The 24,440-nt window shown below is 68.7% G+C and carries 22 protein-coding genes; 6 read left to right on the top strand and 16 right to left on the bottom strand.

Annotation, left to right across the window (positions count from 1 at the left end):
* Window positions 1-25: 25 nt before the first annotated feature.
* The 4 genes from GGR24_RS01550 to GGR24_RS01535 all read right to left on the bottom strand — a co-directional run bounded on the left by GGR24_RS01550 (window position 26) and on the right by GGR24_RS01535 (window position 3,921).
* A complete protein-coding gene (locus tag GGR24_RS01550) occupies window positions 26-892 on the bottom strand; it encodes an ABC transporter permease (RefSeq protein ID WP_183393531.1) in 867 nt (288 codons plus the stop codon).
* A 47-nt stretch (window positions 893-939) separates the two neighbouring features.
* A complete protein-coding gene (locus tag GGR24_RS01545) occupies window positions 940-1,800 on the bottom strand; it encodes an ABC transporter ATP-binding protein (RefSeq protein ID WP_183393530.1) in 861 nt (286 codons plus the stop codon).
* A gap of 11 nt (window positions 1,801-1,811) precedes the next feature.
* Window positions 1,812-2,717 carry an ABC transporter permease gene (locus GGR24_RS01540; RefSeq protein WP_246397904.1) on the bottom strand — a complete coding sequence of 302 codons (906 nt, stop codon included), beginning with the start codon at window positions 2,715-2,717 and terminating at the stop codon, window positions 1,812-1,814.
* Between the two features lie 61 nt (window positions 2,718-2,778).
* Window positions 2,779-3,921, bottom strand: coding sequence for an ABC transporter substrate-binding protein (locus GGR24_RS01535; RefSeq protein WP_246397903.1), 1,143 nt, complete (start codon window positions 3,919-3,921; stop codon window positions 2,779-2,781).
* Between the two features lie 429 nt (window positions 3,922-4,350).
* On the opposite strand from GGR24_RS01535, the gene GGR24_RS01530 reads away from it, so the two are divergent.
* The 4 genes from GGR24_RS01530 to GGR24_RS01515 all read left to right on the top strand — a co-directional run bounded on the left by GGR24_RS01530 (window position 4,351) and on the right by GGR24_RS01515 (window position 7,804).
* The gene (locus GGR24_RS01530; RefSeq protein WP_246397902.1) at window positions 4,351-5,568 is read left to right on the top strand and encodes an aromatic ring-hydroxylating oxygenase subunit alpha; all 1,218 of its coding nucleotides are present in this window, start codon (window positions 4,351-4,353) and stop codon (window positions 5,566-5,568) included.
* Window positions 5,569-5,702: 134 nt separating this feature from the next.
* Complete coding sequence (locus GGR24_RS01525; protein WP_246397901.1) at window positions 5,703-6,248, top strand: aromatic-ring-hydroxylating dioxygenase subunit beta; 546 nt, start codon at window positions 5,703-5,705, stop codon at window positions 6,246-6,248.
* Window positions 6,249-6,354: 106 nt separating this feature from the next.
* Window positions 6,355-6,726, top strand: a complete 372-nt coding sequence (locus GGR24_RS01520) for a Rieske 2Fe-2S domain-containing protein (protein WP_183393528.1) — start codon at window positions 6,355-6,357, stop codon at window positions 6,724-6,726.
* The gene (locus tag GGR24_RS01515) at window positions 6,704-7,804 is read left to right on the top strand and encodes a 2Fe-2S iron-sulfur cluster-binding protein (RefSeq protein ID WP_183393527.1); all 1,101 of its coding nucleotides are present in this window, start codon (window positions 6,704-6,706) and stop codon (window positions 7,802-7,804) included. The genes GGR24_RS01520 and GGR24_RS01515 overlap by 23 nt, the downstream gene beginning before the upstream one ends.
* Window positions 7,805-7,846: 42 nt before the next feature.
* Here the strand turns inward: GGR24_RS01515 and GGR24_RS01510 are convergent, their stop codons facing one another.
* On the bottom strand, window positions 7,847-8,602 hold the full coding sequence (locus tag GGR24_RS01510; protein ID WP_183393526.1) for a sulfite exporter TauE/SafE family protein: 756 nt from the start codon (window positions 8,600-8,602) through the stop codon (window positions 7,847-7,849).
* Window positions 8,603-8,837: 235 nt separating this feature from the next.
* On the opposite strand from GGR24_RS01510, the gene GGR24_RS01505 reads away from it, so the two are divergent.
* Window positions 8,838-9,842, top strand: coding sequence for a LysR family transcriptional regulator (locus tag GGR24_RS01505; RefSeq protein ID WP_183393525.1), 1,005 nt, complete (start codon window positions 8,838-8,840; stop codon window positions 9,840-9,842).
* A 36-nt stretch (window positions 9,843-9,878) separates the two neighbouring features.
* Here the strand turns inward: GGR24_RS01505 and GGR24_RS01500 are convergent, their stop codons facing one another.
* On the bottom strand, window positions 9,879-10,634 hold the full coding sequence (locus GGR24_RS01500; protein ID WP_183393524.1) for a hypothetical protein: 756 nt from the start codon (window positions 10,632-10,634) through the stop codon (window positions 9,879-9,881).
* A 347-nt stretch (window positions 10,635-10,981) separates the two neighbouring features.
* Here GGR24_RS01500 and GGR24_RS01495 point away from each other — a divergent pair, with 347 nt between their 5' ends.
* Entirely contained in the window at window positions 10,982-11,884 is a 903-nt protein-coding gene (locus GGR24_RS01495) for an amidohydrolase family protein (RefSeq protein WP_183393523.1), read from the top strand.
* A 686-nt stretch (window positions 11,885-12,570) separates the two neighbouring features.
* Here the strand turns inward: GGR24_RS01495 and GGR24_RS01490 are convergent.
* The 10 genes from GGR24_RS01490 to GGR24_RS01445 all read right to left on the bottom strand — a co-directional run bounded on the left by GGR24_RS01490 (window position 12,571) and on the right by GGR24_RS01445 (window position 24,433).
* Window positions 12,571-14,388: a SulP family inorganic anion transporter gene (locus tag GGR24_RS01490; protein WP_210285999.1), complete on the bottom strand. Its 1,818-nt coding sequence runs from the start codon at window positions 14,386-14,388 to the stop codon at window positions 12,571-12,573.
* 321 nt (window positions 14,389-14,709) lie between these two features.
* Window positions 14,710-15,714, bottom strand: coding sequence for an Ldh family oxidoreductase (locus tag GGR24_RS01485; RefSeq protein ID WP_183393522.1), 1,005 nt, complete (start codon window positions 15,712-15,714; stop codon window positions 14,710-14,712).
* A 2-nt stretch (window positions 15,715-15,716) separates the two neighbouring features.
* Entirely contained in the window at window positions 15,717-16,661 is a 945-nt protein-coding gene (locus tag GGR24_RS01480; protein ID WP_183393521.1) for a hydroxyacid dehydrogenase, read from the bottom strand.
* A gap of 132 nt (window positions 16,662-16,793) precedes the next feature.
* A complete protein-coding gene (locus GGR24_RS01475) occupies window positions 16,794-18,062 on the bottom strand; it encodes a UxaA family hydrolase (RefSeq protein ID WP_281375279.1) in 1,269 nt (422 codons plus the stop codon).
* 10 nt (window positions 18,063-18,072) lie between these two features.
* Window positions 18,073-18,384, bottom strand: coding sequence for a UxaA family hydrolase (locus GGR24_RS01470; RefSeq protein WP_183393520.1), 312 nt, complete (start codon window positions 18,382-18,384; stop codon window positions 18,073-18,075).
* Window positions 18,385-18,495: 111 nt separating this feature from the next.
* Complete coding sequence (locus GGR24_RS01465; protein ID WP_183393519.1) at window positions 18,496-19,500, bottom strand: ABC transporter substrate-binding protein; 1,005 nt, start codon at window positions 19,498-19,500, stop codon at window positions 18,496-18,498.
* A gap of 56 nt (window positions 19,501-19,556) precedes the next feature.
* Window positions 19,557-21,218: a thiamine pyrophosphate-binding protein gene (locus tag GGR24_RS01460; protein WP_343066161.1), complete on the bottom strand. Its 1,662-nt coding sequence runs from the start codon at window positions 21,216-21,218 to the stop codon at window positions 19,557-19,559.
* Window positions 21,215-22,945: an L-aspartate oxidase gene (locus tag GGR24_RS01455; RefSeq protein ID WP_183393518.1), complete on the bottom strand. Its 1,731-nt coding sequence runs from the start codon at window positions 22,943-22,945 to the stop codon at window positions 21,215-21,217. The genes GGR24_RS01460 and GGR24_RS01455 overlap by 4 nt, the downstream gene beginning before the upstream one ends.
* Window positions 22,942-23,553, bottom strand: a complete 612-nt coding sequence (locus GGR24_RS01450; protein WP_183393517.1) for a fumarate hydratase C-terminal domain-containing protein — start codon at window positions 23,551-23,553, stop codon at window positions 22,942-22,944. Before GGR24_RS01450 ends, GGR24_RS01455 begins: the two co-directional genes overlap by 4 nt.
* A gap of 7 nt (window positions 23,554-23,560) precedes the next feature.
* Window positions 23,561-24,433, bottom strand: coding sequence for a fumarate hydratase (locus tag GGR24_RS01445; protein WP_183393516.1), 873 nt, complete (start codon window positions 24,431-24,433; stop codon window positions 23,561-23,563).
* Window positions 24,434-24,440: the final 7 nt, after the last annotated feature.

The raw sequence follows: 24,440 nt of genomic DNA, 5'->3' as shown, positions 1-24,440 counted from the left end.
CCTGGAGAATGACGGGCGCGGTCGCTCAGAAGGCGCGCCGCCAGGGCATGACGCGTTCGCCGAGAAGGCGGATGAGGGCGCTCGAGAGGTAGCCCGCAATGCCGATCGAGATCATGCCGACGATGATGTGCTCCATGGAGCCGCCCATGTACGAGCTCCAGATGAAGAAGCCCAAGCCGCCGCCGGACTGCGAGCCGCCGCCGGAGACCATCTCGGCCGCCAGCACCACGTTCCAGGTGATGCCCATGCCGACCGCGGCGCCCGTGAAGATCGACGGCAGCGTGCCGGGCAGGATGATCCGCGAGAACAGGTGCCACTGGGTGGCGCCCATGGACTGCGCGGCCCGCAGATAGCGGACGTCGATCGTCCGGGCGCCGCCCAGCACGTTGATCACGATCGTGAAGAAGGCGCCCAGGAAGGTGACGAAGATGATCGACATCTCGTTCGTCGGCCAGAAGATCAGAGCCGCCGGCACCCAGGCGAGCGGCGGGATCGGCCGCAGGATCTCGAACGGCGGGAAGAAGATGTCGCGGAAATACTTGTTGACCGCGAGAAAGAGACCGAACGGGATGCCGATCAGCTGAGCGATCAGGAAGCCGATCATGACGCGCTTGATGCTCTCGATCCAGCTCATCCAGTAGCCGGACTGCACCACCACTTCGGACGCCGCCGCCGCGACGGCCGTCGGGGCCGGAAGCTTGCTGAAGAACGGAACATCGATCCCCAGCGAGGTGTGAAGAAAGCCGCCCGCCTGCCAGACCAGCAGGAAGACGAGGAGGCCCGCGAGCCCCCGCCAGAACGCGGCGTTCGAGAGCGTGCGCTCCAGCTTGGAGCGGCGGCGGAAGGCCGGAGGCGGCGGGGCGGCGGCAGGGTCGAGTGTTACGGCGCTCATTTTCTTGTGTCCTTGATAAAGCGCTGGATGGCTGGGGCTCAGGCCGCTCAGGCCATCTCGCGCTCGCCCGCCTGGAAGGCCTTGATCGCCTCCTCGTGGACGGCTTCGTCGGCCTCCTGCACCAGCAGGCGGAAGGCCTCGGACGTCAGCGTGTGGTAATCGCGCGGACGCGGCAGGTTGATGTCGATCACCTTCTTCACCCGGCAGGGCCGGGTCGTCATGACGTAGACCCGGTCGCCGAGGAAGATCGCCTCCTCGAGATCATGCGTGATGAAGTAGATCGTGACCTTCGTCCGGTCGTACATCTCAAGCAGAGCTTCATGCATGATCTGCTTGGTCAGAGCGTCCATCGCGCGATAGGGCTCGTCGAGCAGCAGGACCTTCGGCTCATTGATCAGGGCGCGCACGATCTCGGCGCGCCGCGCCATTCCGGACGACACCTCGCCCGGATACTTGTCCGCGACGGCGCCGAGCCCCGCTTCGTTGAGCGCGCTTCTGGCGCGCTCAATGCACTCCGCCTTCGGCCAGCGGCCCTGCACCATCGGGCCGTAGGCGACGTTCTCGGCCAGAGTCTTCCATGGGAACAGCGCGCCGTTCTGGAAGACCACGATCCGATCGGAGCCCTGGTCGGCGAGCGGCTTCTTCGCTCCGCAGAGCGGGACGCCGTCGAGCAGGATCTCGCCGCCGGTGATCGAGTGGAAGCCGGCGATCGCGTTCAGCAGCGTGGTCTTCCCGCACCCCGAGGGGCCGACGATCATGCAGACCTCGCCGGGCGCGATCTCCATGGAGCAGTTGTCCACCGCCATCACCTGCGCCCCGTCGGGGTCGTAGACCTTGGTGACGTTGCGGATGCTGATGGCGCCCTTGGAAGCCGGAGCGCCGGCCGGATTATTGAGCTGGGTTTGCATCGTGGTTCCCCTCACCGGCCCTGCATCGCGAGCGCTTTGACGTGCCACTGCATCAGTCGGTTGCCGACCCAGCGGACAGCCGCCGAGGAGAACCAGCCGACGAAGCCGAGCGTGAGCATGCCGATCACCATCGGGACGGTGACGCTGTTCACGTACGAAGACAGGATCAGGTAGCCCAGGCCGTAATCGCCCGAGACCATCTCGGCCGCGACGAGCGAGAACCAGGCGACGCCGACGCTGATCTGCAGCCCGGTGAAGATGAAGGGCAGCGCGCCCGGCACGACGACGTGGCGGAACACGTCCCACTTCTTGGAGCCGAGGCAGCCGGCCGCGCGGAAGTAGGATTCGTCGATCGACTGCACGCCCAGCATGGTGTTGAGCGTCGTGGCGAAGAACGAGGCGAGCGTCGCGAGGAAGATGACGGGGGTCTCGTAGCCCGAGAACATCAGGATCGCGAGCGGCACCCACGCCATGATCGGGATCGGGCGCAGCGTCTCGAGCACCGGGAAGGTGTAGTCCTTGATGGTCTTCGACCAACCCATCAGGAGCCCGAGCGGCACGCCGAGGAGAGTCGCGAGGAAGAAGGCGATCGCGATGCGCCGGCAGCTCACATAGATGTGCTGGTAGTATTCAGGCGTGAAGACGGACGTGCCCTGCGCGGGAGTCCTCGACAGCCAGTCTGACAGAATGGTGATCGGACCCGGTATCTTCTCGAAACGTGGAAGCTGCAGGCCCTCGCACAGCATCCAGTAGGCGACCAGCCACAGGCTGATCCCGAACAGCATCAAATATGGCGTCGGCGACCGGACGCCCTTGCTCGCACGGTAGGCCATGAGGCCGAACCCTGTCGGCTGCCGTCTCGGCGCCTTCGCGGGTCGCTGGCCGGCCGCGAACGCGTCATCGGCGAGTACGCTCATCTTGCATTCCTCTGTGAGTCAGGGAGCGGCGCGGGCGCCGGAGCGCCCGCGGGCGTAGTCGTCAGTTCGCCTTGGAATCCGCGGCGGGATGGGCGGTGATGACGCCGATCGGGCTCTGCAGGCCGCGGGCGGCCAGCACTTCCCTGGCGATCGAGTCGTCGACGCCGCCTTCGCGGATCTTGGGCTCGGCCGCAGGCTTCGCCGGCAGCGTGTTCAGGAAGGCGGTGGCGTCATCGAGCAGCTTGTGCACGCGGTCGGTGACGACGAAGTCGAACTGCAGCTTGGTCGAGCCGATGTCCTTCTCGGAGGCCGCGCCGTAAAGCGCGGTCCAGAGGATCTTGCGGTCCATCCGCTCCGTCTGCGCCTCGGCGAGCTGCGCCACTTCATCGGCGTTCTTCATGTCCGCCATGAACAGCTGCGCGTCGATCTCGGATTCGAGCCAACCCTTCACCACGTCGGGCCGCTGCTGGATGAGATCGTTCGCCATCACCAGGAAGGCGCCGTCGATGGCGTTGAAGTCGCGTCCGGTCGCCACCCGCTTGGCGAGCCCCGTCATCTCGATTTTCGATGCGGTCGGCTCCCACACGGTCGCGCCATCGAGCTTCTTGGCGCGGAAGTTGGTGGTGATCACCTCGACGTTCTGGTTCAGGTAGGTCGCAGGCTTGGCGCCGGTCTGATCGAAGGCCAGGCGCGCGAAGCGGTCGGAGCAGGCGCCCTGGGGCGCCGAGGTCTGCTTGCCGCCCAGCCATTTGACGGCCTCCTGGCCGTCCTTGAAGTCGGGCGCGTCGTTGCGGACGAGCATGATGTTGCACTGCTGCTCGGAGGTGCCGAGCGTCGCGACGATGCGAAGGTCGGTGCCGCCGCGATCCCGCAGATTGCGGAAGGTCGCGGCGATCGCGGGCATGTCGCCGACGTAGCCGATGTGCTGCTTCTCGCCGGTCATCGCGTTGACGATGACCGCGCCCTGCAGACCGATCTGGAACGAGGCGGTCGAGCCCTCCGGCAGATACTTCTTCCAGAAGCTCTTGCCGTTGTTGACCACGCCCGACCAGGACGCGGTGTAGTACGGCTGATAGCCGACCACGAGGTCGACCTTCTCGCCGGGCTTGCCGAAGCTCATCGCCGCGTTCGCGGGCGTGAAAGCCGTGGTCGTCGCAGCTGCGAGCGCTGCGACGAGCATCGCCGATGCTCTGGTGCTGGCCATGTTCCCTCCCAAGGGAAGCTCGGCCGTTGATTGACGTGCCCGCTTTTGCGGATCTTGTCCGGCAGAGCTTTTTTTGCGTTGGAGACGCGCTAGCGCCCGTCTCGACAGCGATGGCACGCCGCCACGCCGCCAGAGTAAAATTGTTCCTTCAAATGGAGTGATAGGGTCGCGCTATTGCGGACGCGCATAGATGCGGGGCCCGCCTATTTTCGCCGCCGCGCTCCCGCGCGCGAGGGCGCCGGCGGAACGGGCGCGCTGCGAAGGCTGTATCTATCAAACAATAAGAACCTTTCATTTGGCCAATCGGATTGTCCCGGCGATCGTTTCCCCACGCACCGAATGGAGCGGCAACGCACGGCGGCGGCAAGCCGTCGCCGATAAAAAGGAGCAGAGGAAGCGCCGATGCCAGCGAGGAATCACACCCAATGGATGGCCACCCCGCCCCTGCAGAAGGGCGAGTGGGTCGACAGCCGCGTCTACACCGACCAGGAGATTTTCGACGAGGAGCTCGAGAAGATCTTCAAGAAGGCGTGGGTCCCGGTCTGCCACGAGTCCGAACTGCCCAAGGCCTATGATTTCCGCACCACGAGCATCGCCAACGAGCCGATCATCGTGACGCGCGGCCCCGACAACGAGGTTCGCGCCTTCCTCAACGTGTGCCCGCATCGCGGCATGTTGATCGAGCGCCGCCCCTCCGGCAGCTTCTATGAGGGCCAGCCCTCCGGGAACCCGAAGCGGATGACGTGCATGTTCCATGCATGGCAGTTCGATATGAAGGGGAACTGCGTCTACATCAGCCGCGAGAAGGAAGGCTACCAGGACCGGCTCCCGAAGGAGAACGTCGGCCTGCGCCGGCTGCGCTGCGAGGTGAAGTTCGGCGGCTTCGTGTGGGTCAACCTCGACGACAACCCGATCTCACTGGAAGACTGGGCCGGAGAGCCGTTCCAGTGCCTCCGCAAGACGCTCGAAGCCGAGCCGATGGAGGTTTTCCACTATCACAAGGCGATCGTCGATACGAACTACAAGCTCTGGCATGATACGAACTGCGAGTTCTATCATGACTTCATGCACTATCATAACCGCGTGACCGGTTTTAACGACGCCTACTTCGCGCGGAAGAACGAGTCCTTCGAGCACGGCCACATCGTGGTCGGCACCTTCGAGGTCAACTACGACCAGTACGAAGGCTTCGAGAGCCGGGCGGGTCTCTCCTTCCCGCATCTGCCGCCGAACCAGTGGTACATGATCGACCTGTTCCCGGGCATGAACTTCAACCTGCGCGGCTCGGCGCTGCGTTGTGACGTCGTCACGCCGCTCGGGCCCAACAAGGTGATGATCGAGTTCCGCGGCCTCGGCCTCAAGAGCGACACGCCCGAGGAGCGCCAGACCCGGATCAACCACCACAACTCGATCTGGGGCCCGTTCGGCCGCAACCTGCATGAGGACCTGATCGGCGTGCAGGGCCAGGGCACGACCATGCGGCCGGGCCAGGAGCCGCGCCGCATCCTGCACGGCCGCCAGGAGAACCAGACGATCCACGACGAGAACGGGATGCGTCACTACTACGACGAGTGGGGCAAGTGGATGAACCGCTCGCCCAGCAATCCCGAACTGCCCTACTCCGCGCCGGCGATCGCCGCCGAGTGACGGTCGGAGGCCTGGCGGGTCGCCCCTCTCCCGCCGGGCCTCCTTATTCTTCTGCAAGAACACGAGAAGAGGCCGGTCGGCGCAGCTGCGCCTGGCCGATCAGGCCCTCCACCGCGCGAGGAAACGAGAGCAAGATGGATATCCAGACCGAGATGACCGCGCCGCCGCTGAGCGGCGGACTTGACCCCGCGCAGGCCCGCGAGGCCGCCGACGCCGTCCGGAACGCGATCTACCGCGCCACCATCCTGCTCGACAGCCAGAAGTGGGACGAGTGGCTCGCGCTCTGCGACGAGAACTTCGTTTACGACATCAAGGCGTGGAGCCCCGAGATCAACTATGACATGACCTATCTGCACGGGTCGCGGAAAGATCTCGAAGCGCTGATCCGACTGCTTCCCAAGCACAACACCGATCATTCGCCGCTGACCCGCCACACGACCGTCTACACCGTCGATGTCGCCGACGACGGCGCGACGGCGAAGACTGTCAGCGCCTTCATCGTGTTCCAGCACCTGCTGGACGGCACCAACTCGCATATCGACTCGGGCGAGAGCCGGCTGTTCCTGGTCGGCAAGTACTACGACACGTTCCGGATCGAAAACGGCCGCGCTCTGTTCACCAGCCGCGAGACCAGGCTGGAGAACCGACGGCTGGACAAGGGCTCCCACTGGCCGATCTGATCGTGAGTCCGCCGCCGGACTCCGTGGCGGGCGGTCGCGCCGGGCGTCGGAGGTTCGCCCCGATCGACGCTCGGCCGCCGACCTCACCCAAGAAAAGGGCGCCCTGATGAGTTGGACGTATCTCTGCGACGCCGCCGAGGTGGCGCCGAATTCCCTGAAGCTCGTCGACGCGAACGACATCCGGATCGTCGTCGCCAATTACGGCTCCGGCTTCCGCGCGATCCCGCCGATCTGCCCGCACATGGAGGAGCCGCTGGAAGAATCCGGCGTCATCGCCAACTGCGTGCTCACCTGCACCAAGCATCTCTGGGCCTGGAACCTGATCTCGCTCGACATGCTCGGCGAGACCGAGAAGCCGCTCAAGACGTACGAGGTCAAGGAGGAGGACGGTAAGCTGCTCGCCTACATCACCGAGGAGCTGACCTACGACTTCGAAGAAGAAGACGACATGGACGATGACTTCTTTAGCAAGAGCTGAGAACCTCGCGGCGGAGCCGCTCGCGCACGAGCATTGCGCCGTCTCGGTCGAGACGAAGTCCGGCGTCTTCGGTTTCGACTGCGCGCCGGGCGAAACCCTGCTCTATGCAGGGCTGAGGCACGGCCTGACCCTTCCGCACGAATGCGCGACCGGAACCTGCGGCACGTGCCGCGCGCGGGTGATGACGGGGGAGGTCGACGTCGCCTGGGAGGAGGCGCCGGGCGCCGCGCGCCTCAAGCGCGACAAGGGCGACATCCTGCTGTGCCAGACCCGGGCGCTCGGCGACTGCGTGCTGCGCGTGCCGGCGGAGGTCGCCGAGAAGCCGGCGCGCCACCAAATCCCCGCCTATCGGACGGGGCTGATGGAGAACATCCGCAGGCTCACCAGCGACGTCATCAGCTTCGAGGTCGCCCTGTCGACGCCGATGGAGTTCGACGCCGGTCAGTTCGTGGTGGTGGAGGCTCCGGGCCTGCAGGGCGCCCGCGCCTACTCCATGGTGAACTTCACGCGCTCCGCCGAGCGGATCGAGCTGGTCGTCAAGCGCAAGCCGAGCGGCGGCTTCGGCGACTGGCTGTTCGGGCCGGGCGCGGAAGGCGCCGAGGTGAAGGTGTTCGGGCCGCTCGGCCGGGCCACCTTCCACGCCGACGAGAACAAGAACCTCCTGATGATCGCCGGCGGCTCGGGCATCGCCGGGATGATGTCGATCCTCGCCTCGGCCGCCGAGTCCGATCATTTCCGCACGCGCAAGGGCTACGTCTTCTTCGGCGTCCGTACGCTGGCGGACGGCTTCTACCTGGAGGAGTTCGCCCGGCGCGTCGCCGAGGCGAACGGCAATCTCGAGGTGACCCTGGCGCTGTCGCACGAGGAACCCTCGCGGGAGGATCATCCGGACCATCCCGGCGTGAAGCTCGCAGGCGGAATGGTTCACGAAGTGGCGAGCCGGGCGATGGCGGGCCGCTATGACGACCTGATGGCCTATGTGGCCGGACCGCCGCCGATGGTGGACGGCGCGCTGCGCACGCTCATCACGCAGGGCGGGCTCAGCCCCTCCGCGATCCGCTACGACAAGTTCGGCTGAGCGACGGGGGACGCCCCTCCCATCGCGACGGCTGAAGCGGCCTCAGGCGAACTGCCTGAGGCCGAGCCGTGTCAGGATCAGCACGCCCACCACCACCAGAAGGGTCGAAGCCACCCGCCCGAGCGCCTCGCGCGAGAGCGCATGGGCGAGCTTCGCGCCGCCCCAGGTCCCGGCCGCGAGGCTGAGCCCCAGCACGAGCCCGATGCTGACGTCGGGATCGCCATAGGCGAAGTTCCCGACGGTCGCGAGCGCGGCGATCGGGATCTGCGCGGCCTGGCTCAAACCGACGGCGGCGAGCGGCGGCAGCCGCAGCCAGATCAGGAGCGGCACCAGCACCAGAGGGCCTCCGGTGCCGGTCATCGCCGACAGAACCCCGGTCAGCGCGCCCACGGCGGCGAGTTCGAGCGGCCGCAGCGGGCGGTCCCGTTCGGCATGGCCTCCCCCGCCGAACAGGCTGTTCGCCCCCGACCACAGCGCCAACGCGCCGACCAGCAGCTCGAGCAGCCGCGGATCGACCCCATTGCTGGCCCAGGCGCCCGCGAGAGCGCCCGGAGCCGCCCCGACGGCGATCCACCCGGCGAGCGACCAGCGGATCGACCCGGCCCGGGCGTAGACCATGGTGCCGATCAGACCGGTCAGGATGTAGCCCATCATCGCGGAGGCGATGGCGTCCTGGATCCTCAGTCCGAGGCCGTAGACCAGCGCCGGCACCACGATCACGCCGCCCACCCCGACGCAGCCGATCATCACGCCGGCGGTCAGGCCGATGACGCCCACAGCCAGTGCAAGCTCATCCATCGGGCTGTCTCGCTGTGATGAGGCAGGGCTCTTGACTTAATCGCGAGAAAACAACCGCAGCGCGAAACCGAGACTCCCTGCGTCTCAAAACGATTTGATCGCTACTTTCAATAATTGAAGCGCTCAATCGGATTGCGAACTGCGCGGGTTCAACTACACTAATTCCAAAGAGCCGGTAACGGCCGAACGGACGTCGAGACATCTTCGTCCGGTGACTGTTGGGATGGAGCACGCCATGTTTCTTCGTCAGTTCAAGTACTTGACGGCGGTGGTGGAGGAGGGGCACTTCGGCCGGGCAGCGCAGAAGTGCAACGTCACTCAGCCGAGCCTGTCTTGCGGCATCAAGCAGCTCGAACTCGAGATCGGCGTGCCGATCTTCCTGCGCGGCCGCGGACAGCGCTTCTGCGGGCTGACCCCGGAAGGCGACCGCGTCGCGAAGTGGGCGCGCAACGTCATCGCGAACTGCGAGGCGATGAGGGACGAGGTCGCGGCCATGCAGAAGAACCTGCACGGCCGGCTGCGCATGGGCGCGATGCCGTCGATGTCGCCCATTCTGCCGGTCCTGCTGCAGATGGTGCGCGAGCAGCACCCGAACGTCGCGATGGACGTTCAGTTTCTCGGCAACGACGCGATGAAGACCGGGCTCAACAACTTCACCCTCGACGTCGCCCTCACCTATTTCGACCAGGCCGAGCTCGGGCGCCGCAACACGCTGAAGATCTACAAGGAGAACCTCAGCCTGCTGGTGCCGGACGTCGCCGAGTTCCGGGGCCGTGACGAGATCAGCTGGAGCGAGGCGGCCGAACTGCCGCTCGCGATGTTGCGGGAAGGCATGCACGAGCGGCGCTTCGTCGACCGCGTCTTCGAGAAGGTCGGCGCCGCGCCCGAGGCGAAGGTGGAGTCCGAGTCGATCCTGCACCTCATGTTCCAGGTCCAGTTCGCGGGCCTTTGCACCATCATCCCCTCGCACTTCACCCACATGCCGGGCCTGCATCGCGGCACCAGGGCGCTGCGTCTGGTCGACCCGGTGGTGAGCCAGGACGTCTGCCTGTTCTGGGCCGAGGGCGAGATCATGACGCCGATGGCGGCGACGCTGGTGAGCGCGGTCAAGAAGCTGAACAAGCAGGGCGGCCTCGACGCCCGCCTTGCGGAGATCACCCCCGAAAACGCCTCGCTCGCCCCGCTGTCGAGCGAGACGAGCCGCGAGAGCGCGAGAAACGCAGTCCCCCTGCCGGCCTGAAGGCGCCGGCGCGGCCCCGATAGGCACCGACGACGCTCAGTGCGTCGTCGGCTGGCCGCCGGACCGGAGGAAGGCGACCACCCTTTCGGGCGCGTCGGAATCACGGATCTCCGAGGCGCGAAGGACGGCGATCGGCTCCGCCGCCCCGTCGGCTCGGCCGGCCTCAGCCACGAAGAAGAACGGCTCCGGGATCATCTCGTCGCCGGGCGAGAAGCCGAGCACCCGCCCGCCGGCCGCCGCCTGGACCCGCAGGTCGCGCGGCGACACCCGCAACACGTCGTCCTGCCCGCCGGGCGCGGACGCGGCGGCCTTGATCGCCTGCGCCGCGTTGCGCATCCAGGCGTCGAGCGCCCGCAGCTCGGGCTCGTATTCGCCGGGCGAGAACTCGACGCCGTCGCCGTTCAGCAGCCCCACGCTGTCATAGGGCAGGTCCTTCGAGAACCGCTCGCGGTCGACGCCGCGGTGCAGCAGCTCGATGAGCAGCCAGGCCTCGATATGCGCCGGCGACCTCTCCTCGACGTCGATCTCGTGATCGGACGGGTTCCCGGCCTCGTTGAACTGCATCCTCAGGTCGTCGACGTTGAGCACGAGGCTGAGCTCGGAACCGAGATCATGCGTCGAGATGACGTTGCGGTCGTCCAGCCAGCGCAGGCTCACCTCGGGGTCGTGGGGCGCGGCGTAGCTCCGCTCGATCCGCGCCAGCCACTGCGTCGCGCTGAGAAGCTGGTTGCGGGCCTCCGCCAGCCGCTTCGGATCGTGGTCGCCGACGGACCTCCATTCGAATGGGCTCAATGTTCTCTCCCATGACCTGACGGCCGGTTCTTTGACGCCGGCGCAAAGTTCACGGTGGAGCCCCAGATTCCGCCTGTAAATTCGTTTGCGTCTATCAATTCATTGACCGGGATATCCGCTTTCAACGCCGCTCCGGGTCCGGCCGCTCCTCGGGCGGAATAACCGGCTTCTATGAAACGATGCAGAAAATCGAATGGCCTTGAGGCTCTGCGCGCGCGGATAGTGGCGGGGCGTAACCGGCTGAGCGTTCCCGAACATGGTCGTTCCGACGGTCGCCGGATGATCGGCGGCCACGCGTCGGCGCCGTCGCGCACAACAAGCAAGAACACCCCTCAGGAGCGAAACACATGTCCGAGGCCTATCCGACGAATACGCCCGTGGTCGACATGCGAAGCCGGCCGGCGTTTCTTCACGCCTTCTTCGGCGCGCAGCCGGATACGCCGCAGTTCGAAGTCGTGAAGTGGCTCAACAAGCGCGTCGGCGGCCGCGACATCGAACACTTCACCCGCGCCAAGGACGCCGACGGCGTGGTCTCCGAGATGGACGACGCCGGCATCAGCGTCGCCGTGATGGTCGCCCGCAGCGTGCCGGGCGTGCGCGTCTCGAACGACGATCTGGCCGCCGTCGCGGCCGCGAACCGCAAGCGCCTGGTGCCGATCGCCTCCGTCGATCCGATCGAGCTCGGCCGCGAGGCGGCCGTCGCGGAGGCGACCCGCGCGATCAAGAAGCTCGGCATGAAGGGACTCAACCTCGACGCCGGCTTCTACGCCACCCCGCTGCGCGCCGACGACTACCGGCTGATGCCGCTTTACGAGGTCTGCGAGCAGCTCGGCGTCCCGGCCTTCGTGATGTCCGGCCCCACCACGCCCGACCTGCGCCTCAACGACCCCTACGCGGTCGACAACGTCGCCAAGACCTTCCCGAAGCTGCCGATCGTCTGCTGCCACGGCTTCTACCCGAACGTCCGGGAGATCGTGACCGTCGCGTTCCGCAACGAGAACGTCTTCGTTTCGCCGGACATGTACACCTTCTGCCCGGGCGGCAATCTCTACGTCGAGGCCGCCAACCACTTCATGGCGGACCAGTTCCTGTTCGGCAGCTCCTATCCGTTCCGGCCGATGAAGCAGGGCGTCGAGGACTTCCGCCAGCTCGGCCTGTCCCCCGAAGCCTGGGAGAAGGCCACCTGGAAGAACGCCGACCGGCTGCTCGGCCTCGGTCTCGCCGGCAAGGCGAGCAAGAAGGCGGCCTGACCGCTTTCTCCCTCTGCAGCCAAAGGCCGGCGCGATCCCCGCCGGCCTTTTTTTGCGCCCCCGCCCAGGGAGCAGGTTCCTCCGCCGCCGGCTCCTCCACGCGCGCCTTCGCGGACCTCTTCTTCTCCCTCCTCGCGGCGAAGCCGTGGGGAGGGTGGCCTCGGCCGACAGGCCGAGGTCGGGTGGGGTCTTCGGGCGTAGAGCTCCGTCCTGAGACCACCCCACCCGGCCGGGCTTCGCCGTCCACCCTCCGCGTCTCGCGAGGGAGGGAAAGAGCGCCCTTCGCCGAGCCGCGCCGCCTCTTCTCCCTCCTCACGGCGTGAGCCGTGGGGAGGGTGGCCTCGGCCGACAGGCCGAGGTCGGGTGGGGTCTTCGGCGTAGAGCTCCGTCCTGAGACCCCCCCCGGGCTTCGCCCGTCCACCCTCCCCTCTGCGAGGGAGGGAAAGGGCGCCCTTCGCCAAGCCGCGCCGCCTCTTCTCCCTCCTCACGCGCAGCGTGGGGAGGGTGACCCTTCGCGCAGCGAAGGGTCGGGTGGGGCCTCGGGCGTAGAGCTCAGTCCTGAAACCACCCCACCCGGCCGGCTTCGCCGTCCACCCTCCCCTCTGCGAGGGAGGGAAAGAGCGCCCTTCGCCGCCGCGCGACGCCTCTTCTCCCTCCTCGCGCGCAGCGTGGGGAAAGAGCGCCTTTCAGCGGGTCGGGGGCGTGGCGGTCTCGAGCGCCGCCTCGTCGTCCCGGTAGCTGCCGGCGGCCTTGGCGTCGAAGAACGAGGTCGCCGAGCCTTCGCCGCATTCCCTGAAGATCCGCGCCTGGCAGGCCGCGCAGATCTTCGGATCCATCTTGCGGAAGATCGCGCCGATCGCGTCCGCCTTCGAGTGGAATATGTGGTCCTCCCCGAGCCGCTTCAGAAAACCGGTCTTGCGCCAGAGGTCCAGAACGGCCTGCCGGGGCCGATGGAAGTAAAGGTCGCCGCCCACCAGCCTGCGCCGCTTGAGTTCGGTCTCCCAGAGTTCCGCGCCGGCGAGGTCGATGAAGTTCATGCTGCGCGCCATGACCAGCAGGTGCTTCTGCGTGGGCGACTGGGTCCGGAGGTCGTGCAGGCGATCGCCCACATAGGGGGCGGCGCCGAAATAGGCCGCGCCTTCGATGCGCAGCAGCTTGAGCTGCGGGCATTCCCGCGCCTGCGGGAGGTGGGACAGCGGCGTGAAGCGGCCGACCTCGGTGTCGCGGTCCGGCGCGAGCGCGAGGATGTTGGGGTGCGACGTCCGGTGCAGATAGGCGACCAGCGAGAACGCGACGCCGATCAGGATCGCGACGTGGAACGGCAGGAACAGCATCGCCACGAAGGTCGTCGCCGCGACCGCGAACTCGATCCGGCTGAGCTTCGCGGTCTCGGCGAAGCGGCCGAGATCGAGCAGGCTCCAGGCCGTGTAGAGCAGCAGCGCCGCGATCGCCGCGGTGGGGATGTCCCGCAGGATCGGCGCGGCGACCGCCACCATGACGACCAGAAAGCCCGCCGACATGACGGCCGCGAGCGGCGTCCGCGCGCCCGCCTCGAGGTTCGGCAGCGACCGGTTGAGCGAGCCGCAGGAGAGATAGGACGAGAAGAAGCCGCCCGCGATGTTGGACAGGCCCTGCCCGATGAACTCACGGTTGACGTCGATCCGCTGTCCGGAGCGCGCCGCGACCGCCTTCGCGATCGACACCGACTGGCCGAGCGCGATCACCGCCAGCGCCCCGGCGATCGGCACCAGATGCGGCAGGCTGTCGAGCGGCGGCAGCGGCATGCTGAGGGGCGGGATCGGGGTCGGGATCGCGCCGATCACCTCGACGGCCTCGGGCCCGCCCCAGAAGGTCAGCGCCTCCGAGACGATCCACCCCGCCGCGAGGCCGAACAGCATGAAGGGCAGCCGCCGCGAGATCGCGCGGGCGCCGAGGGTGACGGCGAGCGTCGCCAGCGCGACCGCCACCGCGCCGGGATTGATCATGCGCCACTCGGCGAACACCGAGGCCACGGCCGCGAACGGTCCGCGACCGGCGTGGGCCGGGAGGCCGGCGGCGTCGGGCAGCGCGTAGCAGGCGATCAGCATCGCCGCCCCGCTCATGAAGCCGAGCAGGACGGAGGGCGACAGGAAGTCCGTGAGGCCGCCGAGCCGCGACGCGCCGACCGCGAACTGGATCACGCCGACCATCACGGTGACGGCCAGCACGAGCGTGACATATTCGGGGCTGCCGGCCGCCGCGAGCGGGCTGATCGCCGCGAACAGCGCGAGCGAGTTCGCATTGGTGGGGCCGGAGGCGACGTGCAGGCTCGAGCCGAAGACGGCGGCCACGATGGTCGGCACGACCGCGCTGTAGAGGCCGTATTGCGGCGGAAGTCCGGCCAGGGTCGCGAAGGCGATGCCCTGCGGCAGCACCAGCAGCGCGCCGAGCAGCCCCGCGAGCGCGTCGGCGCGCGCCGTGTTGCGGTTGACCTGGCGCCACCAGCCGGAGGTGAGCCGGATCACCGCATGCCCCCGGCGCAGGCGGCCCGCGCAGGCCCGCCGGCCGCAGCGCGCCCGTCGCGGGCGGAGCTTTGCGCCGGAGAGCGGGGCAGGATCGGCGGCATGAGGCGATCTTCGCGTGGCGGTGTCAGTCAGGCCGCGAGAGCGGCGGCCGGCTTGCGGCGGGGCGTCGACGGATCGTCCGGTGACGGATCCGTGATCGCCTTCTATCACACGGCCGCCGCCGATCCGAAAGATTGCGCAGCCGCAGCAGGACGTTAGTTCCTATGCGGCGATAGCTGCGCCCTTACGGCTCCTCCAGATGATCTATCGCTCGACAGCGGGTCAGCCGTTGCGGCCGGCGAGCGATCCGATTTCGGCGATCAGCGCGTCGGGCGCCTCGAGCCCCTCCCGGGCCGCGCGCTCCCGGTTGGCGAGCCGGCGGGCGCCGGGCAGCCGCGCGCCCTCCTGGCCGTCGATGGCGCGCGCCAGCGCCGCGAAGCGCTCAGGGGCCCCGGCCGAGAAGGCCGCGGGATCGAAGGCGATGATCAGCTGGCCGGTGCCGGGCGGACCGCCCTCCGCGTCGAGGAAGGAGGAGGCCTCGCCCGCGTAGAGCGCGCCCGTGAGCCCGGCGGCGAGCAGCTCGACCATCAGCGCGAGCGCGACGCCCTTGGCGTCGCCGAGCGGCGCCATGGTGCCCTTGAGCGCGGCGGCGGGATCGGTCGTCGGCCGCCCTTCGGCGTCGAGCGCCCAGCCTTCCGGGATGGGCTCGCCGCGCTGCCTGGCGGCCATGATGTTGCCGCGGGCGACGCGCGACAGCGACAGGTCGACCACGATCGGCGCCTCGCCCGGCAGCGGGCACGCGAAGGCGATCGGGTTGGTGCCGAGCACCGCCGTGCGGCCGCCCCAGGGCGCCATGGCGGCCGGCGTGTTGGCGAACAGCATGGCGACGAGCCCCGCATCCGCGAGCGCCTCGACCGGCTGTCCGGCAGCGCCGCAATGGTGCGACCGGCTGATGGAGGCCGCGGCGATCCCCTGCTCGCGCGCGATCGCCGGCAGCGCGTCCACGGCGAGGTCGAGCGCCGGATAGGCGAAGCCATGCGCGGCGTCGATCGCCAGGACCCCCGGCCGAGGTCGGGTCGCGACGGGGGCGACGTCGCCGAGCGCCTTTCCGGCGCGCAGCTGCGCCACATAGGTCGCGACCCGGGAGAGGCCGTGGCCCTTCAACCCGTCAGCCTCTGCGCCGACCAGCGCGCGGGCGACGCTCGCGGCGTTCGGCTGCGACGCGCCGTTGGCGGTCAGCGCGGCCGCGACGAGATCCCGCGCCTCGGCGAGCGAGAGCCTGGCCATGGTCAGAGATCCCTCAGGTGCTGCGCGACGGCTTCGGCCGTGACGCGCGAGACGCGGACGTTCGATTCCGCCGTGACGCCGGCGATGTGCGGCGTCAGCACCAGGTTCGGGCAGCCGGCGAAGCGTTCGGCCGCGGCGCCCTTCAGCGGCTCAGCGTCGAACACGTCGAGCGCCGCGCCTCCGAGCCGGCCGGCCCGCAGCGCGTCCGCCACCGCGGCCTCGTCGACCACGCCGCCGCGGGCGGCGTTGATCAGGATGGCGTCGTCCTGCATCGCCGCGATTTCTTCGGCGCCGATCATCCCCCGCGTGCCCTCGGTCAGCGGCACATGCAGCGAGACGACGTCGGAGACGCGCAGCAGGTCGTCGAGCGGCTTCGGCTCGACCCGCCCCCAGGACGGCCGCCAATGCGCGTCGTCTTCCGCCAGATAGGGATCGTGGGCCGCGACCGACATGCCGAGCGCCGCCGCCCGGCGCGCCGTCTCCCGCGCGATCGAGCCGTAGCCGATGAGGCCGAGCCGCTTGCCGGAGATCTCGCGGCCTCCCGAAAAGGCGTCGCGCGGCCAGGTTCCGGCCGCCATCTCGTCGCTCGCCCGATAGGCGCCGCGCAGCAGCAGCATCGCGGTTCCGATGACGTATTCGGCGACGGACACGTCGTTCGCGCCGGTCGCCGGATAGACCGCGATCCCGCGCGTCTTGCAGGCCGCGAGATCGATGTTGTCGAGCCCGACGCCGAGCCGCCCCACGCAACGCAGGCGCGCCGCGCCCTCGAGCAGCGCGCCGCGCACCTGCGTCCGGTTGCGGACGATCAGCGCGTCGGCGTCGGACGCCTCGGCGGCGAGCCGGTCAGGCTGGTCCACGAGGGCGGGATCATAGACGACGTCGAAGCCCACGAAGGCGCTGCGGATCGCGGCCTCGTCCATGAACTCCGGGATGACGATCTTGGGCATGCGCTGCGCCTGCTGAGCGGAGGTCGACTGCGTGCTCCGAGGCCTCGGCTCGCGTCAGGGCTTTCGGGCGTCAGGATGTCGGAGGGCCGACGGTCGCCCCTCCCCGCGTCGGCCGCAGGGAGGGGCGAGGCGTCAGGCGCTGCGGTAGAGCTTGGTCATCACGAATTCGCGGTGACCAAGGGCCTCGGCGGCCGTGAGGCGGCCGTTCGCGGTGCGCACGATCATGTCGATCAGCGCGTCGCCGGCTTCCGGGATCGTCATGTCGCGCCTGAGCACGCCGGTGACGTCCACGTCGATATGCTCGCCCATCGTCCGCAGCGTGCGCGGATTGCCGGAGATCTTGATCACCGGGACGATCGGGTTGCCGATGACGTTGCCCTGGCCGGTCGGGAAGGTGTGCACGACATAGCCGGCGGCGGCCATCAGGGTGACGCATTCGGCCGCGGCGGACGAGGTGTCCATGTAGTACAGGCCCGGGCCCTTGGCGGGCGTCTCGGCCGGCTCGAGCGCGTCGATGTACTTACACTCGTGGCCGATCTTCTCGAGGTTGCCGAGCGCCTTCTCCTCGATGGTGGTCAGGCCGCCCTCGATGTTGCCCTTGGTGGGCTGGCTGTCCGACAGGTCGTCGGTCTTGTGGGCCTCGATGACGTCGTCCTGATAGGACTTCCACATCTTGTACCACTTCTCGGCGACCTCCGGGCTCGCCGCGCGCTCCTTGCAGAGGTGCTCCGCGCCCGTGATCTCGGAGGTTTCGCCGAACACGCCATAGATGCCGTGCGGGATCAGCTTGTCGTACATGTTGCCGACCGTCGGGCAGGACGACAGGCCCGTCGTGGTGTCGGACTCGCCGCATTTGGTCGAGATCCAGAGCTCGGTGATCGAGCACTCCTCGCGCGGCAGTTCGGTCGCCCACTGCAGGAACTTCTTCGCCTGGTAGCTCGCCCGGGCGATCGTCGCGATGTCGCCGTGCTGCTCGATGCCGAAGCCCACGACCGGCTTGCCGGTCTTGGCGATGCCTTCGACGACCCGGTTGGTCCACTGCTCCTCGATCCCGATCACGATCACGGCCGCGACGTTCGGGTTCGAGCCGATGCCGATCAGCGTGCGGAAATGGATCGCGAGATCCTCGCCGAACTGCAGACGGCCATAGGCGTGGGGCAGCGCCATCGTGCCCTTGATGTTGTTCGCCACCGCCTCGCAGGCGGCGTTGGACAGATCGTCGAGCGGCAGCAGCACGACGTGGTTCCGCACGCCGACGCGGCCGTTCTCGCGCCGCCAGCCCATGAAGGTGGCCTTGGCGGCGTCGACCGACGCGCGCGCGCTCGGCAGCGCCGGGGTGTAGAATTGGTCCGGAGCGCCGCCGACGAACGGGCTCTGATTGGAGATCATGACGTCAGCCATCAGTCCGCCCTCACCAGCGCTTTGTCTTCATGTTGTGGGTGTGGACGTGTTCGCCCTTGGCGACGTCCGCGGTGATCTTTCCGACGTCCTGACCATACTTGATCGCGGTGTCGCCGGCCTTGAGATCGGTCAGCGCGACCTTGTGGCCGATCGGTATGTCGCTCTTCACATGGACGCGGAACGTGCTGTCGTTCTCCGTCACCACGCCGAACGCGTCGGTGTCGGCCTTCAGCCCCTCGATGACCGCGACCGCGACATTGTCCTTCGGACTATGGGCGAGGACATGCGGGTTGCGGCCGTCCCCGTTGGCTTGCTCGGTCATCGGCTCCTGATCCTCCCTGCTGCCGGGCGCGCCCTTAGCGGCTGCCTCGGACATATCTTGTATAAGACATATGACATGTTTTTGGTCAACGACGTTCGCGCCAGGGCGACGTCAGCCGCCCTGCTTGGAATGCGCGTTTTCGAAGAACAGCTCCTTCCAGCTGTCGGCGCTGCGGCCGATCGCCTTGGTGCGGGCCATGAAGTCCACGTATTTCTGGATGTTCTGGGGCGTGGTCGTGAACGTCACCTGCGGGTCGTTCAGGATCTGCTCGATCAGCGCGAGGTCGCTCGAGTCCTTGGCGAGACGCACATAGGCCTCGGCGGCCGCCTTCTTGTCGGCGTTGATGACGCCGACGGCTTCATCGACGGAGGCCACGAAGGCCTCGTAGACCTTCGGGTTCTGCTCGACGAACCGCGACGTCGCCCAGATGACGTTGAAGGTGCAGGGGCCGCCCATGACGTCGAAGCTGTTCAGCACGGTGCGGACCCCGGCCTGCTTCAGCTCGAGCTCCTGGATCGGCGCCGCGGTGAAATGCGCCGTGACCTCGTTGCGCGACAGCAGCGCCGCCATGCCGTCGGGGTGCGACAGCGTCACCGTCAGCTTGTCGAGCTCGTTGCGGCGATCCGGACCGAGCTCCTTCTCGGCCGCCATCTGCAGGAACATCGCCTGGATCGAGACCTTCACGGCCGGCAGCGCGATCTTGTCGCGCGAGGTGAAGTCCTTCAGCGACTTCACCTCGGGATTGGTCGTGTTCAGCAGCAGCGGCATCGAGTTCATGGCGGTGACCGCCTTCACCGGATTGCCCGATCCGGCGGTCTTCGACCACAGCAGGACGAGCGGCGGCACGCCGCCGGCCGCGAACTGGATCGCGCCCGACAGCAGCGCGTCGTTCATCGCGGCGCCGCCGGCGAGCGTCGCGTAGGTCACCTTGAGATCGGGCACGCCGCGCGCGGCCGCGTTCTTCTCGAGGAGTTTCCGCTCCTCCATGATCATCAGCGGCAGATGGCCGAGGCTCGGCTGCCGCGCGATCCTGACCTGATCGACCTCCGCGTGCGCGGCCGTCAGCGCGGCCGCTGCGACCATCGTCGCGGCGACCAACAAAACCCTACCCAGCATGCCCGTCCCTCCCAGTCGCCTGCTCTTGTCGGCAGTCTCTTTGTCGCGACCGGGCCTCAGGCCGCTTTGGGTCGCCGGATCGCCGGCGCGGGCGCGCCGTCGATCATCACGTTGATGCAGGCTGGCCTGCCGCTGCGGTGCGCCTCCTCGAGCGCCTCGGACAGTTCGGCCGGCGTGGTGGCGAGCGCGCCGAAGCCCCCGAGCGCGACCGCGACCTGGTCGTAGCGGGACGGCAGCAGGTCGCAGTGGCGGGCGCGCTCCGGACCATAGTTCCGCAGCTGGATCTGGTGCTCGGCGTTCCAGCGCGCGTCGTTGCCGACGACCGCGATGAACGGCAGCCCGTAGCGCACGGCGGTGTCGAACTCGGCCATGTGAAAACCGAAGGTGCCGTCGCCGAGCACCGCCACCACGGGCGCGTCCGGCGAGAGCGTCTTGGCCGCGATCGCGAACGGAATCGACGCGCCGATCGTGCCTGACACGCCGTTGACGAGGCGCCGTTTGGCCGGGACCAGGGCCTGCGGCCATTGGCCGATCTCGCCGCCGTCGCAGATCAGCGTGCCGCCGGCATGGCGCGACAGGAAGGCCGAGACCTCCCGGCAGAGCTCTACCGGGTGCAGCCGTCCGGGCGAGCCGCGGACGTCGTCCCAGTCCGGCGGGGCATAGGACAGCGCGGCCGCGACCGTCTCGCGCCAGCGCGACGCGTCGTTCGAGGCCGCCAGCCGCTCCGTGAGCGCGGCGATGAAGGCGAACGGATCGGCGACCCCGGAGGCCAGCAGCCGGTCGCCTTTTTCGCGCGCGGCGCGCAGCAACAGGGAGGGATCGGGATCGACGGCCACGAAGCCGCAATCGGCGGCGACCGTGGGCGCGGCGCCGAATTTGAGCGTGAAGTCGAGCGGCTTGCCGAGCAGCAGGATGAGGTCCGCTTCGCCGAGCACCTCGCCGAGCGCGCCGAGGCCCGGATCGTTGACCCCGCGCGGGCTCTCCATGCCGATCACCGGGACGCCGGAGGCCTGCTCCAGCGCCTCCATCGCGATCCGGCCGCGCTCGCCGCACATCGCGGGACCGCAAAGGATCAGCGGCCGCTCGGCCTGCGTGAGCCGCAGCGCGACCGAGTCGACGAGATGCGGGTCGGCCGGCGCCGGAGCCGGCCGGGCGGCGCCCGGGTCCGGCAGGCGGAGGTCGCCGATGGCGGCCTCTTCCTCGAGCAGGTCGCTCGGCAGGCTGACATGCACCGGCCCGGGTCGGCCCTCGCGCGCCAGCTTCATGGCCAGCGCCAGATCGTCCCCAAGAGCGTCGAGCGAGGCGGAGGTCCAGGAGGCCTTGGTCATCGGCCGGGCGATGTCGGCCTGCGCCATCTCCTGGAAGGCGCCGCGGCCGAGCTCGCGCAGCGGCGCATGGCCGGACAGCAGCAGCAGCGGGGATTCCGCCGCCTGGGCGGTGAACAAAGCGGCGGCGGCGTTGGAGTGGCCCTGCCCGCCGGTCACCATCGCGACCCCGACCTCGCCGGTCAGCCGGCCCCAGGCGTCCGCCATGTGCACCGCCGCCGCCTCCTGGCGGACATGCACGATCTCGATGCCGGTCTCGAGCAGCGCGTCGAAGATCGGCATGATGTGATTGCCGGACAGCGTGAAGATCCGCGTGACCCCGAGCCGCTCGAGCGATCGGGCCACGATGTCGGCGCCGCGCAGGGACTTCATGGCGTTCGCCTCCACGCTCACGCCGCCTCGTCGAGCAGCGACTGGCCGGGCCGGACGCGGGTGAACACGACCGGCTCGGTCCCGACCTGAAGCGCGCCGGAACGCTCGCGCACGACGGTGTAGCGCGAGGTCGCGAGGTCCGACGTCTCCGGAAAATCCTCCCGGAAATGCGCGCCGCGGCTGTCGGTGCGGGCGAGCGCGGCGGCGCAGATCGCGCGGCTGACGGCGACCAGGCTCTCGAGGTTCAGCCGGTCCATCCAGGTCAGGTTGTAGCGGCGGTCGCCGTCCGGCGCGCCGGAGCGCGCCACCGCCTCGGCGAGCCCGGCCAGCGCGACCTCGGCGCGCTGGAGCCCGGCGGCGTCGCGCAGGATGCCGGCGTCCGCCCACATCGTTTCGTAGAGCGCTTCGCGGATCGCGCCGAGCTCGCCGGACGGCCGCCCGAGCGGGCCGAAGCAGCGCGCCAGCCCCTGTTCGATGGCGGAGGGGTCCGGGTCGGCGCGCGATCCTGCGCGCACGACCTCATGCGCCATGGCGCGGCCCGCCACGCCGCCGAACACGGTCGAGTTCGCGACACCGTTGCCGCCGAGCCGGTTGGCGCCGTGCACTCCCCCGGTGTCCTCGCCGGCCGCGTAGAGCCGCGGCAGCTCGGTCCGGCAGTCGCCGCCGAAGGCGACGCCGCCCATCATGTAATGCGCCGTCGGGATGACCTCGACGAGGCCCGCCGCGAGGTCGAAACCGCAATCCGCGCAGCGCTCCACCATGCCCTTGAAGTCTTTCCTGACCTTCTCGGGCCCGAGATGGCTCATCTGGATGTAGACGCCGCCATTCTCGGTGGCGTGGCCGTCGCGGATGCGGCGGATGATCGAGCGGCTGACGATGTCGCGCGTCGCGCGTTCGTTGCGCGGGTCGTAGAGATGCATGAAGCGCTCGCGGCCGCCGTCGAGCAGATAGCCGCCGGCGCCGCGCAGCCCCTCCTCCAGCACCGTCCCGGTCATTCGGGTGTCGGGACCCGCGAGCAGCCCGGTCGGGTGAAACTGCACCATCTCCATGTCGCGCAGCGGCAGGCCGGCGCGCAGCGCCATGGCGAGCCCGTCGCACGACTTGTCGCCCGAGGGCGTGTGGTACTTGTACATGGTCGGCCCGCCGCCGGTCGCGAGCAGCGTGGCCTTGGCGCGCACGAACAGCGGCTCGCCGGAGCGCATGTCGAGCATCAGCACGCCGGCGAGGCCGGAGCCGTCCGCGGCGGGGATCAGCTCCAGCGCCCTGTGATCCTCGAGCCGCTTCACGTCGCGGCGCCAGACCTGCTCGGACAGGCGGTTGATGATCTCGATGCCCGTCAGGTCGCCCTTGTGGACCGTGCGGTCGAAGGTCTGGCCCGCGAAGGCCTTCTGGTGGACGGTCCCGTCAGGGTTGCGGTCGAAGAAGCAGCCGAGCTCGCTCTCAAGCTCGCGGATGCGGATCTGCGCCTCCGTCACCAGCGTCCAGGCGAGATCCTGGTCGTTGAGCCACTTGCCGCCCTCGATCGTGTCCATGAAGTGGCGCTCGACGGAGTCGCCGGGCGCCAGCGCGACGTTGTAGCCGCCCTGCACCATGCGGGTGCAGCCGCACTTGCCGAGCAGGCCCTTCACCGCGACCGTGACCTCGAGATCGGGGGCGGTCTTCTTGGCGTGCAGGGCTGCGAACAGACCCGCGCCGCCGGAGCCGAGGATCAGGATGTCGGTGTCGACCGTGCGGAGCGCCGGCGTCATTCGCCGGCTCCGATGCTCGCCAGCACCGCGGCGCGCCGGCTGGCGACGTCGTCCCGGACGTTGGCGTAGAGCGAGCCGCCGTGGGAATCCATGCCGACCAGCAGCGGGCCGAAGTCACGGATCCTGAAGCGCCACAGGCTCTCGGGGTGAAGGTCGTCCATGTCGACGTCCTCGATCTGCTCGATCCAGGTCGTCTCCAGCGCCGCGGCCCCGCCGACGATCGCCAGATAGGCGCCGCCGAGGTCGCGGAAGGCCTCCAGCGTCCCCGGCCCCATGCCGCCCTTGCCGATGATCAGCCGCACGCCCTCCCGCTCCATCAGCGGGCGGGTGAAGCGCTCCATCCGCATCGAGGTGGTGGTGCCGATGCAGAACGGCTCATAGCCGACCGGCGCGGCCTCCGACGGCTCCACCCGCCGCACGTTTGGCGCGGTGTGGATGACGGCGTGGCCCGCGAGCTCGAGCCGGGTCTCGCGGCCGCGGTCGAACATGTGGATCAGCGTCGCGTCGCGGATGCCGAACAGCGTCCGGCGCAGCGTGACGGTGTCGCCGACCCTGAGCGCGCGGACCGCGGCCTCGTCGACGGGCATGTCGAGGACATGATGGGTCATCTCTGCCTCAGCTGAACGCGATGCCGCCCGGCGTGATGGTCGCCGTGGCGCGCCGGGCGGAGTGGCACTGGATGTTCACCGCGACCGGGTTCTGCGTGATGTGGGTGGCGGCGATCTCGACATGGACCGCGAAGCTGGTCGAGCGGCCGCCGAGCCCCTGCGGGCCGATGCCGAGCTCGTTCACGGCGCGCGACAGCTCCGCCTCGATCCTCGCCCCTTCCGGGTCGGAGCAGACCGACCTCAACGGCCGCGTCGCGGCCATCTTGGCGAGGTGCATGCAGAGATCCGAGGTGCCGCCGAGCCCGACGCCCACGATGGTCGGCGGGCATACCCGGCCACCGAGCTCGATCACCCGGTCGATGACGAAGCGCTTGGCGGCGTTGATGCCGTCGGAGGGCAGCAGCATCTGCAGGAACGAGCCGTTCTCCGAGCCCGAGCCCTTCGGGATCATCTCGATCGCGACCGTCTCCTGGCGCTCGTCGAAGTCGACATGGATGATCGGCACCCGCACGCCGCAGGAGGTCTGGTCGTTCTTGCGGGTGATCGGATGCACCACCGAGGAGCGCAGCGAGTTCTCCTTCGTGGAGCGCTCGCAGCCGCGGCGGATCGCGGCCTTCAGCTCGGCGCCGTCGAAATCGACGCCGCGACCGATCGTGACGTTGTAGATCGGGATGCCGGTGTCCTGGCACAGGATGTTGTTGGTGCGCTCCGCGACCGCGATGTTCTCCACCATGGTGCCGAGCACGGCCTTGGCGGTCTCGCCGGTCTCCGCGCCGACGAGCTCCTTGAAGCCCGCCTTGATGTCCGGCGGCAGGATCTTGAGCGCGCGGACGTAGAGGTCCGAGCAGACCGCCTCGACCTCGTTCATGTCCAGTCGCATCGTTCGT

The organism is Hansschlegelia beijingensis (genome assembly GCF_014196425.1).
Taxonomy (GTDB): domain Bacteria; phylum Pseudomonadota; class Alphaproteobacteria; order Rhizobiales; family Methylopilaceae; genus Methylopila; species Methylopila beijingensis.
The sequence above is the reverse complement of the archived record's forward strand: the minus strand, read 5'-3'. Positions and strand labels throughout refer to the sequence as shown.

What these genes read in the sequence shown, in the direction of transcription:
- GGR24_RS01550 (WP_183393531.1), bottom strand. Translation starts at nt 892, where the DNA reads ATGAGCGCCGTAACACTCGACCCTGCCGCCGCCCCGCCGCCTCCGGCC.
- GGR24_RS01545 (WP_183393530.1), bottom strand. Translation starts at nt 1,800, where the DNA reads ATGCAAACCCAGCTCAATAATCCGGCCGGCGCTCCGGCTTCCAAGGGC.
- GGR24_RS01540 (WP_246397904.1), bottom strand. Translation starts at nt 2,717, where the DNA reads ATGAGCGTACTCGCCGATGACGCGTTCGCGGCCGGCCAGCGACCCGCG.
- GGR24_RS01535 (WP_246397903.1), bottom strand. Translation starts at nt 3,921, where the DNA reads ATGGCCAGCACCAGAGCATCGGCGATGCTCGTCGCAGCGCTCGCAGCT.
- GGR24_RS01530 (WP_246397902.1), top strand. Translation starts at nt 4,351, where the DNA reads ATGGCCACCCCGCCCCTGCAGAAGGGCGAGTGGGTCGACAGCCGCGTC.
- GGR24_RS01525 (WP_246397901.1), top strand. Translation starts at nt 5,703, where the DNA reads ATGGATATCCAGACCGAGATGACCGCGCCGCCGCTGAGCGGCGGACTT.
- GGR24_RS01520 (WP_183393528.1), top strand. Translation starts at nt 6,355, where the DNA reads ATGAGTTGGACGTATCTCTGCGACGCCGCCGAGGTGGCGCCGAATTCC.
- GGR24_RS01515 (WP_183393527.1), top strand. Translation starts at nt 6,704, where the DNA reads ATGACTTCTTTAGCAAGAGCTGAGAACCTCGCGGCGGAGCCGCTCGCG.
- GGR24_RS01510 (WP_183393526.1), bottom strand. Translation starts at nt 8,602, where the DNA reads ATGGATGAGCTTGCACTGGCTGTGGGCGTCATCGGCCTGACCGCCGGC.
- GGR24_RS01505 (WP_183393525.1), top strand. Translation starts at nt 8,838, where the DNA reads ATGTTTCTTCGTCAGTTCAAGTACTTGACGGCGGTGGTGGAGGAGGGG.
- GGR24_RS01495 (WP_183393523.1), top strand. Translation starts at nt 10,982, where the DNA reads ATGTCCGAGGCCTATCCGACGAATACGCCCGTGGTCGACATGCGAAGC.
- GGR24_RS01485 (WP_183393522.1), bottom strand. Translation starts at nt 15,714, where the DNA reads ATGGCCAGGCTCTCGCTCGCCGAGGCGCGGGATCTCGTCGCGGCCGCG.
- GGR24_RS01480 (WP_183393521.1), bottom strand. Translation starts at nt 16,661, where the DNA reads ATGCCCAAGATCGTCATCCCGGAGTTCATGGACGAGGCCGCGATCCGC.
- GGR24_RS01475 (WP_281375279.1), bottom strand. Translation starts at nt 18,062, where the DNA reads ATGGCTGACGTCATGATCTCCAATCAGAGCCCGTTCGTCGGCGGCGCT.
- GGR24_RS01470 (WP_183393520.1), bottom strand. Translation starts at nt 18,384, where the DNA reads ATGACCGAGCAAGCCAACGGGGACGGCCGCAACCCGCATGTCCTCGCC.
- GGR24_RS01465 (WP_183393519.1), bottom strand. Translation starts at nt 19,500, where the DNA reads ATGCTGGGTAGGGTTTTGTTGGTCGCCGCGACGATGGTCGCAGCGGCC.
- GGR24_RS01455 (WP_183393518.1), bottom strand. Translation starts at nt 22,945, where the DNA reads ATGACGCCGGCGCTCCGCACGGTCGACACCGACATCCTGATCCTCGGC.
- GGR24_RS01450 (WP_183393517.1), bottom strand. Translation starts at nt 23,553, where the DNA reads ATGACCCATCATGTCCTCGACATGCCCGTCGACGAGGCCGCGGTCCGC.
- GGR24_RS01445 (WP_183393516.1), bottom strand. Translation starts at nt 24,433, where the DNA reads ATGCGACTGGACATGAACGAGGTCGAGGCGGTCTGCTCGGACCTCTAC.